The organism is Arenibacter sp. F20364, from assembly GCF_023015905.1.
Lineage (GTDB): Bacteria > Bacteroidota > Bacteroidia > Flavobacteriales > Flavobacteriaceae > Arenibacter.
Window position 1 is genome coordinate 181,177 of record NZ_JALKBD010000010.1, and the last position, 11,034, is coordinate 192,210.

Here is an 11,034-nt window from a genome sequence, read left to right on the forward strand (position 1 = left end):
ATTAATATTTTATCAGTATTATTCCTAAGGTCATCACCATCATCCCTAAAACTTTCTTGAGGGTAATAGGTTCAACTGGCATTCCGAACCAACCAAAATGCCCTGCTATTGCCGCAAATATTATTTGACCGCTCAGTCCAAAAATCACGGCAGTAGAGATACCAATGCGGGGTATTATGTAATAGAAGAGTGTTACTGCCAAGAAACTAATGGCACCTCCAGTAAACCACATATAGGTGGGGATCAACTGTAATTGGTCCAAGCTGGGAAGTTCACGGACAGTCATGAAAACGGCGAGCAGGGTAAAACTGGCGCTCATGACCAAGGCCGCTGAGGTAGCCAATAAGGTGTTGTTTAAAAGTACCCCAAGTCGAGCGTTTATTCCGCCCTGGATTACGACCATAATTCCTACCGAAAATGAGAGAAGTAATAGTGATGAATTGTTCATAGCCTTATTTTTTAGTATTGATCGGGATAGCTATGGGTCTAAGGGGGGATCCGCTTGCACCCTTTAATTTAAGGGAAGCCGCAATGAAAGCAAATTCGTATTGTTTATCTTTTGACAAGTCTTCCAAGAATAGCTGCTCTATGAACATTACTCCTTTTTCGGCAAGTAAGTAGGTATGTACAGGTACCCAGTTGTCTTCCCGCTCTGGTGGGAATGCTTCAAAACTAAGATTATCGGCCCCTAAGAGCATAATTCTTTGGTCTTCGACCAGCCACTTAACCGCATCCAAGCTTATACCCGGATAGTTATCTAGGTACTGTGAGGCATTTTCATAAAATTTGGCTTGGCCGGTCCTAATTAGGACAACGTCCCCGCTTTTCAGCTTTATGCCTTGTTTTTCCAAGGTGAGCTGTAGATCTTGTGATGTGATGCGATAGTTTTTGGGAAGTGGTCCTTTAGCATGTGCAACGTCCAAGAGTACCCCTCTGGCAATAATGGGAGGAATGGATTCTGCCCCGGTTTTCTTCCAGCCCTTGTCCCCAAGGTACTCTTCGTGGCTAAAGCCGTTCCAGATTTTTCCATGTAGACCAAAATGGTTCAGGGCGTCTATATGGGTTCCCATATGGGTATACATGGAGATGGCATCTCCGGTATAACTAACTTTTTTGTTCATCCCTTTTCCCAGACCATTGGGGTTGTCCACTACGGTACCCTGCGGGGTATGTGTAAGCCAATACTGATATCCCGGGTCTCCCAGGGAATGAAAGCTGGGCATCCCTACAAAGTAATTTACACTGAGGTCATAGGACTTACCTGAGGTTATTTTGGACAATACCTGAAGCTTTGAAGCCTCGGTCATCATGTTAAGGGCGCCAATTTCATCTTGTGGTCCCCAAGGACTTGTTCCAACTGTTTCTTGTTGTTGCCCTCTCGCCTGGAGCTGTAGGAAGAGGAGAACTGCAATTAAAATGTTTGTTCTTTTCATGGTTTAAATATTTTGTTTGTACAAATATTGAAACCATGGAGCCCAATTCCATTAAGGTATCTTAAGAACGCTATTGATCCCTAATATTTTTTCGGATGGTGCTCAGATGTTCGGGACTTACACCCAAATAGGAAGCTAGCATGTATTGTGGAATCTGTTGTTCTATGTCGCGGTAGCGACTAATAAATTCCAGATATCGCTGTTCGGCAGACTGACTCATATTATTGATCGTTCTTTCCATTAACGCCACATAGCCATTTTGTGTTTTGATACGGAAAAACCGATCCATCATATGGATTTTATCAAAGAGTTCATTTAATTTATCCCTATGGATTTGTATCACGATGCTATCTGTTATGGCCTGAATGAAGAAAGTTGCGGGTTTTTGGGTGAGATAGGCATACAGGTCGTTTAGCCACCAGCCACTTATTCCAAACTGTAGAATATGTTCTGCACCCAATTCATCTATGCTGTACAATTTTAGACACCCCTGGGAAATAAAGCGCATATGATTGGAGTACTCCCCACTTTGAAGTAAAAATTGTTTCTTTTTGAGATGGACAGTTTCAAAAGATTTGTGGATCAGTTTGGATTCATCTTCTGTAATAGGGACCAATTCCTTAATATTTCCAATGAGGAGGTCATACATTGTTTACAGCTTGGATTATACAAATATTTTTTATGTTTAAAATTCGATAAAATTCTTAATTGACACAAGGTGTAGTCATTTTTTCTTAATGTAGATTAATGAATTTTAATTTTGAAGCCAATAGTTTAGCAAAGAAATATAAAACCTTTTACGATGAAACGAATCGCAAAAATTTCTGGAATAGCCTATGTAATGATTTTTATTTCTGGTTTTTATGCCAATTTTTCTATCCTTGAAAGTCTAGTGGATATGAATGCCCCTGCACTGACCCTTACAAATTTGGTCAATGGGCACTCTCAGTTCGGGTATGGCCTGTTAGGATTCCTAGTGATGTTGTTATTTGATATTGTATTGGTCTGGTCACTTTTTTATTTGACAAAATCCGTTAGTAGGTATTTATCTTATGTAGCTTCTTTGTTCCGACTACTGCATGCTATTTTTTTCGGTATAGCCTTATCCAAATTGTGGAAGGCCTACCAATTAACCCATAATGCAGATATGGGCACAGGCATGGAACAGGAAATTATGCAATTATTGTCGGGTTTTGACGTCATATGGACCATAGGACTTTTAATCTTTGGGTTACATTTATTTGTCCTTGGATTTTTGGGCCTGAAGTCGACCATTATTCCAAAAATTATTGGGTTGTTGTTAATACTTGCTGCAGTGGGTTATCTCATTGATGGCATCGCAAAATTAACGTTTGAAAATTATGACCAATACCAATCTTATTTTGAAGCGGGTGTGGTAATGACGGGCGTAATAGGGGAGCTATCATTTACTATTTGGCTCTTGGTGAAGGGGTTGAAAAAGGAGGGAAGTATGAAATTTGAAAAGACGGAATAAACCTAAAATTAATTAATTTTGGGGGAATGAAAACATTGGAACAACAACGACTTGAATTTTCAAAAGGACCGTTTTTAGCAACACCTTTATCGGGTTTAATAGCCTGGTTATTGGTAGCCATATCAGGCATTTTCCTCTCCGATAGGGTTACCGTATGGGTACTTTTTATAGCAACTGGTAGTATTGTATACCTGGCATTGTTTATATCGAAATTCACTGGTGAGAATTTTTTGGACAAGAACAAAGCTAAAAATGTGTTCGATGATCTATTCCTCTTTTCTGTTGCCCAGGCGGTTATGGCCTACGCCATTGCAATTCCGTTTTTCTTGATTGATTATACCTCCTTGCCTTTATCCGTGGGGATATTGACCGGAACCATGTGGCTGCCTTTTTCTTGGATTATAAAGCATTGGATCGGCATTGCCCATGCTGTAGTTAGAACAATCTGTATAGTTGTTTTGTGGTATGTATTTCCGGATTTAAGGTTCGTTACAATACCCTTGGCCATTGTTATTATATACGTGGCAACTCTTATTATTTTATATTACAGGAATAAAAACACCAGTATGAGAGGTGTGTTGGACTAAGTTTCTAAAAATTCAAGGGTCAACCAAGATGGGTTAGTTTTACGGATGTAATCTCAAATTGGTCCTTGGGGTTCAAGTTGAAATTTATTTAATATCATCTTTAAAATGTCCCCCATGTTTTCCTTTTGAGAATTTGGTTTTATTAAAATTATTTGATTCTCCTTTGGCAATCGTAAGGCTTTTCCATTCACGTCCTTTGATCATGCGGCCTATATAAACAATTTGCCCTATATGGTAGGAATAATGGCCCAATTGTCTATTAAAGGCCTCAAGAATAGAGTGAGACTGATTTCTAATATAAATCACGGCATCAAAATTACTCTCGTTGACCGAATTAAGTGCCTCATAGAGGCAGGCCCAACCGTCATTCCACTTTGTTAGTAGATCCTCCTTGGTTTTGATAAAAGGTTCAAATTCCTGATCTCTATTTCTCCATTCCTTTTCTCCGTCAGCGGTTAGAAAATCAGTCCATCTAGATTTCATATTTCCCGATAGGTGATTTACGATTACAGCAATTGAATTGGATTCATCATTGTACTGCCAAAAAAAATCTCTTTCATCCAACTGGTCAAAAGTTCTTTCACCAAGGGATTTATAGTATTGGAACTGTTTTTTAATACTATTTAGATATTCTGCTTCCATATAGGATCTATTCTGGTTATGGCTTAAATTAAGAATTCTTTTTAATTAGTGACGCTTTGAAGGAATTACTTTAAGCCGTCGGGGCTCTCTTCCCTTCGCATTGTTGATCACCTTATTAATTCAAATTCCACATCATTATCATCCAAATCTCTAATTCTGGTAAATTCAAGTCGTTCCAGCAGTTGTATTGCCTTTTTGTTTTCTTGGCTTGTTATGGCCCAAATTCGTTTTAAACCAATGTTATTTATTCCAAAATCTATGGCCAATAACATGGCTGAGGTCATAAAACCTTGTCCACGGTAATGGGGCAATAGCACGCAACCTAGTTCTCCTTCCCCTTTGTCAAGGCCACGATAGTAACCGCAAGTCCCCACAATTTTGTTGGTTCTGTTGTCAAAAATCCCCCAATGAATGGAGTTGCCATCCTCATAATCTTTATTGATCTTTGAATTCATTACAATCGCCTGTTGTAAAGATGTGGCCTGGGTAGCGTCATAAAATGAAATGTCTATAATGTCATTAATGTCTGAATCCCGAATCTGTCGTAACGATATATTGAAATTAGAAACACGGGGAAAATTTAAATAAGGAGGCGTATTGATTTTGCTCATTGATACCTGGGTTTAATTGAGGTTACTTGGTGCCATGGATTCTATTAACTTGGCGCTAAGCGATATGTTAATGTTGTCTATCAACCGTATAATTCAGTTCTGTTGATCCGTAAGTAAATAGTAGGGTACTCACTAGTTCCAGTTTTATTTTGTCCTTGATGTCTACAAACAGAGGAATTCCTTCCCCAATTATAATTGGATTTGATTACAAGTTACACTATACCTCATAAGTTGAATATGGTAATTGCGATTTATTTAGCGTCTTTAACTATCCAAATGTAGTTGTAGTATCTTTGCCCACCTTCATCTGTTGGTCCATTTTCATGTTCTGTATCAAAGGGGACAGCCACTACACCGTGAAAATCCAATCCATCCGGATTTACAGCCCGTACAAAAAGCTGACTTGTAAGGTAGTGCCATCTAATTATTTTCTAATTATACGAAGTCATTGTGGTTTGAAAGTTTTGAATTCAAATTATTTATTTATTATAAATGAATTTTTCCTCAATCAGTTCTTTGTTTACCATCATTGCTGTCGTTGTTCCCATTGCTACTGCGTTTGCGACTGTTCGCAGGCGGGTTACGTTATCGCCACATGCAAAAACGCCTTTGATTCTCGTTTGGTGGGAAGTATCAATATTAATGTAGCCGTCTTTGGTAAGTTCACAGCCTAATTGTTCAGGTATCTGGCAATTTTGCTCGAATGGCAGCCGAGTGTAAATGGCCCTAACCATTTTCTTCGAGCCGTCTGTAAATATGATATTTTGAAGATGTCCATTGCTGTGTTCTAATTCTTCAATTTCTTTTTCTACTATTTTAATGTGATGACTTTCAAGGTTTGCTGTTTGTTCGGCAGTCAATGTTGATTTTCCATTTGTAAATAATGTCAAATCCTTTGTCCAATTTGAAATAAGCTTAGAAAATTCAAATCCATATTCTCCATTGCCCAAAATTCCTGTTGTTTCGGTTTTTACTTCGTATCCATGGCAATAAGGACAGTGTAAAACCGAAATTCCCCAACACTCGGAAAAACCTTTGATATTGGACATTTCATCTTTAATTCCCGTTGCGAAAATCAACTTGTTTGCAGTGAGTTTTTTTCCAGTTGATGTTTGCATTTCAAAACCATTTTCAGTTTTACTTGCATTTGTTGCCAAATCATTTAAAAATTCAACTGTGTTATACTTTGACAGCTGTTGCTTTGCAAGGATTGTAATTTCTTGAGGTGTTTTTCCGTCTTGCGTCAAAAAGTTATGTGAATGTGGGGTTTGCCTATTACAAGGTTCCCCGCTATCGATAATCAGTACTTTTCTTAAAGCCCTGCCTAGTGTCATTGCAGCTGCAAGTCCTGAATAACTCCCTCCTATAATGATTACATCAAAGTGCTTTTTATTTGTCATTTCATTTTTATTTAATACTAAGTTGATAGTAATAGGAAGGGCAAATGCTGTTAGCATAAGCCCACTTTGTTTAATGAAGTTTTTCCTGTTAAGGTTTTTCATTTTTGGATATTCTTTGCAGTATTTTATTTACCAATGGTAGGCCTACAAATACCATCCATGGAACCAGCACTATTGTTAATGAAAGTGTTTTTATATACAAGGGAAGGTTGGTTAAATAGCTTCCAAGCAAAACATTAAATATTGTAATGGAGGGATAAATCACTATCCATACCTTAATTGCCTGTATGATTTTTGCTTTTGTAGTCATTTCTATTATTTTATGGTTTTATTATTTGTCCTGTTACGGATCCAAACAAACTTTTCTTGAAGCCATATTCCAACTGTTTCATTGTTGTAGGAGTTTCACCAGGGAAATATGGAAAATATTGCGGAGAATTTTCAATGACAGTTGGGCTTACTGCATTGATTCGAATACCGCTCTCCAGTTCAATGGCCGCTGCCCGTACAAATGCTTCAACAGCTCCGTTTGCGGCCGAGGCATTGGCAAAATGTAATTGTGGCTCGTAGGTCAGTGCCCCTGAGATTAAAGTAAAGGAACCTTTGGGTTTAATGTAATGCTGACCGATGAGTACCAAATTGATTTGTCCCATCATTTTCCCTTCAATTCCAGTTCTGAAAGTTTGGTCATTTAGATTTTTCCAAGGACCTACGTATGTGGGGCCGGCAGTTGAAATCAGGGCATCAAAAGAACCAACTTTTTCAAACATATCTTTTATTGATTTGGTAGAAGCTGTGTCTACCTTTATATCGGCTGAAGTTCTACTCGCTCTAATTATTTCATGGTTTTCTTTTTCTAGCGAATTGGCAATAAAATGACCCATTGTACCTGATGCGCCTACTATGATAATTCTTTTTTGTGTATTCATTTTATTGATGTTTTAATTATTGTGGTATAAAATTACATTGACGTAACAGCTATCTGATAGGACATTTGGTTAGTTCAATAGGACTGTTTTAAAATTTTTGTTCAAGCTGATTATAAAGTCAATTTTAGAAATACGCCATAATTGTTTTTGGTAAATTTCATTTCACTATAGAGGTCATAATTGTGAGCAAATCCAAAACTGAAGTACTTATACGTTAAGCCCAAACGGCTATAGGCATAGCTTCGGAAATGACTTCCATTTTCTAGATTATGGCTGTAATAAAATTGTAGGCGTGAATAAACGGACCAATTCTCATTTATGATAGGCTTATATTCTATGAGTGCAAAATTGGAAATCTTGTGACTGTTGATAAAATAATAACTGGGCATGTACATTAGTGAAAGCGTTTTGCTCTGATGGACGTATTGTAAGCCAGCAAAGTTTTGGAGACCTTCTATGGAAGTAAAACTTGTACCGGAATTTATACTGATTCCTTTGAATAAGTGATGATAAATAAGTGTTGTGTTTTGAAATTCATTGTTGCCGAGATTGTCTTCGTAATCGGCAGTGTATGACGAAACGGACAGCAAGCCAATTTTTTTCTTATCTACAAAAACCTTGTTTACCAAAAGCTGCAAAAATTGACGTTTGTCGCCAATCATTTCTTCAACAGAAATTGATTTGGGTTTGTAATTGTATGTGGAGTCTTGGGCTTGTAAATTTTGTGTGCTGAATGCAGCACTGATTAAAATTGATATGAAATGAATCTTTTTCATGTAGATACTTTTTTGTGGTGATAAAAAAAATAACACCGCAAAAGTATCTAGGAGAAAAGCCTGTCTTATAGGACAGATTTCAAGTTGAATAGGACTTACTTAAAATTTTGTCGAAATGCCTCGGGAGTTAGCCCCGTTTGCTTTTTGAAAAAGCGTATAAAATAGGAAGTATCATCGTAGCCCAGCATATCGGCTACTTGATTTACTTGATTACCTGTGCCAATTAGCATCCGCTTGGCCTCTAAAATAATATGTTCATTGATAAGCTCCGAACCGGTTTTTTCAAGCGTTGCCTTTGTAATGGCGTTCAGTTGATAAGGGGTTATACTCAACATTTTAGCGTATTCGCTTACTTGCTTTTTGGTGCGAATGTTTTTTTCCAGTAGGTATTGTAATTCTTCCAAACGTTCTTGGGCATATAGTTTGGCTTTGTTGACAATGTTATTTGGGTTGTTACTTTCACGCACTAATTCTATGAAAATAATGTCTAAACTAGCTTTAACAACTTCTTTGTATCGGTCTTGTTTTTGGGTGAATTCTAGGAAAATGGCCTGTAATTGCAAATAAATCCTTTCAAATCGTTCTGTACTTAAATGGCAATGATTTTTATGGCTAACCTTACGTAATACCATATTGGAAACGTTGTCACGGGGGGCATAAAAGTCAGAAGCAAATTGAAGCATAAACCCGGTAGTACCTTGTTCTAGCTTTAATTGATGAACTTGCCCGGGACGGATAAAAAAAACAGAGTAGTTGTCCACCTTATACTTAATAAAATCTATTTCGTGGTCACCCATACCAGTTCTGATAAACAAGATAAAATAGAAGTCGTGCCGATGAAGTTCATGAATCATAGCCCCATTTATTACTAAAGGTTCAATGGCTTTTATGCTAAATCGGTCTTCAAAAAAAGAATCTTTTAAATGTCTGACGGGGATTTTTTCCATACGGTGTTTATCATTTTTTCCTTGTTAGGGTTCTGGGCTAAGTTGCATTAGCTGCCCAATATTGGGTATATATAAAGTTACGCTATATCCCTTATATGTCGATTAGGGTAATTCTGATTTATGCCAATAGCAAATAGCTTAATCGGTGCTTACTTTTACGTCTTTAAACATGAACATATTATTGCTAATTCTCAATTCCTTACCGCTTGTAGTGGTCACGTTCTTTAGTAAGACCTGACTAGTTGTGATATAGGGAAACTTCTCTTGATAGGTATTGTTGGTCATTTCTTTATTGAAATCTTTGAACAAGGCAGGCCCTTGGTAACCTTCAGGATGATCGTAATCTTCAATAATTAGGTTTTCAATGGTAATCTTTTCCGGTAAATAACAGGTGTAGCCAAAATCATGCTGCCCAGAATTGGAACCGCCAATTAGGCTAAGGTCGGTCGGACTTACTTCGGCAGGCGAAAAAACACAGTTACGAATAACGATTTCACCCTGCCATGTACTTCCGTAATCGGAGCGAAGATTTACGAGGTTTCTTCCACGGATGGTGCTGTTTTCAACGGTTAATAGTCCGCAACCAATGGCATTGATGCCCATATGTCCCAAATTGGAGTTACGAATGGTGGCATTGGCAACCCCTTTGTGGGCATCAAATCGGGAAAGGCTGCAATTGTCATAAACTAGATTCTTGGAGTAGTTGGAACTCATTATTCCCCAATATGTTCTGTCTTCCATATCATTGGTCTGACTACAGTTCACAAAGGATACATTTAGGGCACGGTTTACCTGAAGATCGTAGGAGCCCATGGATACGGACTTCCCGGCCGAACCTATTGTACTGTAGGTTTTGTGTCCGGTTAGGATTGAGTTCTTCACGGTTACGTAGGCACAGTTACTTATAGTGATAAAGCCACCGTAGGGAGCTCCATGTTCTCCTTCACCGGTAATGCGGTGAACCAGTCCGTCCACGACGACATTGGAGCGCCTTATGGCTATATTTCGACTGTAATAAGTGTATTTGGATTCAGCGCTATTGGCTATGCTGGTAAATTGTCCTCCGGTGATGTTGAGTTTGGTCTCGTCCAGGGGTAGGGCGGTTACCTCGGTAATTTGATCAAAGTCCCAGATTATTGGAGCATCCATATCCACATTGCCGTTTTTGTCAACTACGAAGATATCTGTTTGCTTAGATCCATTGTCTTGGTTGAGCCCGAAACGGATGTAGTGTTTTTGGTGGGAATTACTTACAGTAATAAGACAGGATGATGGGAGGGAAATGTCGATTTTTTTCTGATTATTCCTAAGAGAAGTTATTCCTTCCAGTTTAAACGCTTCGTGGCTGGAAGCAACAATGAAAATGGAAGCACTTCTGTTTTGGACTTTGGTGTCGTCTATAATAAAGGCCGCCGAGCCAAAATCGGTATCGGTTCCAATAATTGCAGTGCGCTCTTTTCCTCCAATATAGTAGGTGTACCCCTCGTCTGCCCTTACCAAAAGGTGGTGCTTATTGGCAAACGCATGGGCTGCGGCTATGGCATCCATATCATCTGTTTTGCCATCTCCCTTAGCACCAAAGTCACTATAACGTACTAATCCAAGAGCTTTAAAATTGAGAACATCCTTTGGAGGGACATTCACATGTAGCACCCCGTTTTTATCCGTGAATATTGGTTTTTTTTTCTTCTTGGAAGTGATAACTATATTTTCTGGCGTAAATGCCGTCTGGCCATGTATAGGATGTAAAAAGGACAGGAGGAAGATTAATAGGAAGTAAAATTTCATCATTTAGGCTTGTGGTTGGACGGTGGATTTTTGGTTTATTCGTAAATTTCATCAAAAATGGTCAAGTTTCTGCTATTAGGGCAAAAAACATTTCAAAAGACAATGGATAAATGGTAGGGGAAGGTAAAAAACTTGATTTACCCGTCTTGGTTTTGTATAGGATTTAGCCGGTGCCAATCCGCCAATTCCTGATTGTCCTTGAGTGTTTCTGCCCAAAATCCATTAAATTTCTAATTAGGATTTTTGGTTAACTACAGATGAAATTTGTAATAGGCGTTATTGCAATGAATTTGTACGCTCGTTTTATGATTACCTTTAATTTTGCTTATATTGGCTATTTCGGAGTTATGACGCCACCATTTTCGGTCAAATTGCGCCACTTTGAAAGATCTTACAATTATAAAAAAAATTTAGGTTTATATACTC

General features: G+C 38.2%; 13 protein-coding genes. 2 read left to right on the forward strand and 11 right to left on the reverse strand.

The features are described from left to right. Position 1 precedes the first annotated feature (1 nt). The 3 genes from MWU84_RS10675 to MWU84_RS10685 form a co-directional block, all read right to left on the reverse strand. A complete protein-coding gene (locus tag MWU84_RS10675; RefSeq protein ID WP_246901468.1) occupies positions 2-448 on the reverse strand; it encodes a DMT family transporter in 447 nt (148 codons plus the stop codon). 4 nt (positions 449-452) lie between these two features. Beyond that, on the reverse strand, positions 453-1,433 hold the full coding sequence (locus tag MWU84_RS10680) for a cyclase family protein (protein WP_246901469.1): 981 nt from the start codon (positions 1,431-1,433) through the stop codon (positions 453-455). 70 nt (positions 1,434-1,503) lie between these two features. Continuing rightward, complete coding sequence (locus tag MWU84_RS10685; protein ID WP_246901470.1) at positions 1,504-2,082, reverse strand: Crp/Fnr family transcriptional regulator; 579 nt, start codon at positions 2,080-2,082, stop codon at positions 1,504-1,506. A gap of 153 nt (positions 2,083-2,235) precedes the next feature. Between MWU84_RS10685 and MWU84_RS10690 the strand changes: the two genes are divergently transcribed. Both MWU84_RS10690 and MWU84_RS10695 read left to right on the forward strand, forming a co-directional pair. Next, a complete protein-coding gene (locus tag MWU84_RS10690) occupies positions 2,236-2,928 on the forward strand; it encodes a DUF4386 domain-containing protein (protein ID WP_246901471.1) in 693 nt (230 codons plus the stop codon). Between the two features lie 26 nt (positions 2,929-2,954). Beyond that, a complete protein-coding gene (locus MWU84_RS10695) occupies positions 2,955-3,515 on the forward strand; it encodes a hypothetical protein (RefSeq protein WP_246901472.1) in 561 nt (186 codons plus the stop codon). 84 nt (positions 3,516-3,599) lie between these two features. Here the strand turns inward: MWU84_RS10695 and MWU84_RS10700 are convergent, their stop codons facing one another. From MWU84_RS10700 to MWU84_RS10735, 8 genes are all read right to left on the reverse strand, one after another. Continuing rightward, positions 3,600-4,157, reverse strand: coding sequence for a DUF1572 family protein (locus MWU84_RS10700; RefSeq protein WP_246901473.1), 558 nt, complete (start codon positions 4,155-4,157; stop codon positions 3,600-3,602). Positions 4,158-4,264: 107 nt separating this feature from the next. Further along, positions 4,265-4,768: a GNAT family N-acetyltransferase gene (locus tag MWU84_RS10705; RefSeq protein ID WP_246901474.1), complete on the reverse strand. Its 504-nt coding sequence runs from the start codon at positions 4,766-4,768 to the stop codon at positions 4,265-4,267. 479 nt (positions 4,769-5,247) lie between these two features. Further along, complete coding sequence (locus MWU84_RS10710) at positions 5,248-6,270, reverse strand: NAD(P)/FAD-dependent oxidoreductase (RefSeq protein WP_246901475.1); 1,023 nt, start codon at positions 6,268-6,270, stop codon at positions 5,248-5,250. After that, positions 6,257-6,478 (reverse strand): hypothetical protein, encoded by a 222-nt coding sequence (locus tag MWU84_RS10715; protein ID WP_246901476.1) that lies wholly within the window; start codon positions 6,476-6,478, stop codon positions 6,257-6,259. The genes MWU84_RS10710 and MWU84_RS10715 overlap by 14 nt, the downstream gene beginning before the upstream one ends. A gap of 10 nt (positions 6,479-6,488) precedes the next feature. Further along, the gene (locus MWU84_RS10720) at positions 6,489-7,097 is read right to left on the reverse strand and encodes a short chain dehydrogenase (protein WP_246901477.1); all 609 of its coding nucleotides are present in this window, start codon (positions 7,095-7,097) and stop codon (positions 6,489-6,491) included. 110 nt (positions 7,098-7,207) lie between these two features. After that, positions 7,208-7,873, reverse strand: coding sequence for a hypothetical protein (locus MWU84_RS10725; RefSeq protein ID WP_246901478.1), 666 nt, complete (start codon positions 7,871-7,873; stop codon positions 7,208-7,210). Positions 7,874-7,968: 95 nt separating this feature from the next. Further along, entirely contained in the window at positions 7,969-8,820 is an 852-nt protein-coding gene (locus MWU84_RS10730; RefSeq protein ID WP_246901479.1) for a helix-turn-helix domain-containing protein, read from the reverse strand. Between the two features lie 138 nt (positions 8,821-8,958). Continuing rightward, positions 8,959-10,611 (reverse strand): hypothetical protein, encoded by a 1,653-nt coding sequence (locus tag MWU84_RS10735; protein ID WP_246901480.1) that lies wholly within the window; start codon positions 10,609-10,611, stop codon positions 8,959-8,961. Between the last annotated feature and the right edge of the window lie 423 nt (positions 10,612-11,034).

Excerpts from the sequence above, each read along its gene's own strand:
- MWU84_RS10675 (WP_246901468.1), bottom strand. The coding sequence starts at position 448 with ATGAACAATTCATCACTATTACTTCTCTCATTTTCGGTAGGAATTATG.
- MWU84_RS10680 (WP_246901469.1), bottom strand. The coding sequence starts at position 1,433 with ATGAAAAGAACAAACATTTTAATTGCAGTTCTCCTCTTCCTACAGCTC.
- MWU84_RS10685 (WP_246901470.1), bottom strand. The coding sequence starts at position 2,082 with ATGTATGACCTCCTCATTGGAAATATTAAGGAATTGGTCCCTATTACA.
- MWU84_RS10690 (WP_246901471.1), top strand. The coding sequence starts at position 2,236 with ATGAAACGAATCGCAAAAATTTCTGGAATAGCCTATGTAATGATTTTT.
- MWU84_RS10695 (WP_246901472.1), top strand. The coding sequence starts at position 2,955 with ATGAAAACATTGGAACAACAACGACTTGAATTTTCAAAAGGACCGTTT.
- MWU84_RS10700 (WP_246901473.1), bottom strand. The coding sequence starts at position 4,157 with ATGGAAGCAGAATATCTAAATAGTATTAAAAAACAGTTCCAATACTAT.
- MWU84_RS10705 (WP_246901474.1), bottom strand. The coding sequence starts at position 4,768 with ATGAGCAAAATCAATACGCCTCCTTATTTAAATTTTCCCCGTGTTTCT.
- MWU84_RS10710 (WP_246901475.1), bottom strand. The coding sequence starts at position 6,270 with ATGAAAAACCTTAACAGGAAAAACTTCATTAAACAAAGTGGGCTTATG.
- MWU84_RS10715 (WP_246901476.1), bottom strand. The coding sequence starts at position 6,478 with ATGACTACAAAAGCAAAAATCATACAGGCAATTAAGGTATGGATAGTG.
- MWU84_RS10720 (WP_246901477.1), bottom strand. The coding sequence starts at position 7,097 with ATGAATACACAAAAAAGAATTATCATAGTAGGCGCATCAGGTACAATG.
- MWU84_RS10725 (WP_246901478.1), bottom strand. The coding sequence starts at position 7,873 with ATGAAAAAGATTCATTTCATATCAATTTTAATCAGTGCTGCATTCAGC.
- MWU84_RS10730 (WP_246901479.1), bottom strand. The coding sequence starts at position 8,820 with ATGGAAAAAATCCCCGTCAGACATTTAAAAGATTCTTTTTTTGAAGAC.
- MWU84_RS10735 (WP_246901480.1), bottom strand. The coding sequence starts at position 10,611 with ATGATGAAATTTTACTTCCTATTAATCTTCCTCCTGTCCTTTTTACAT.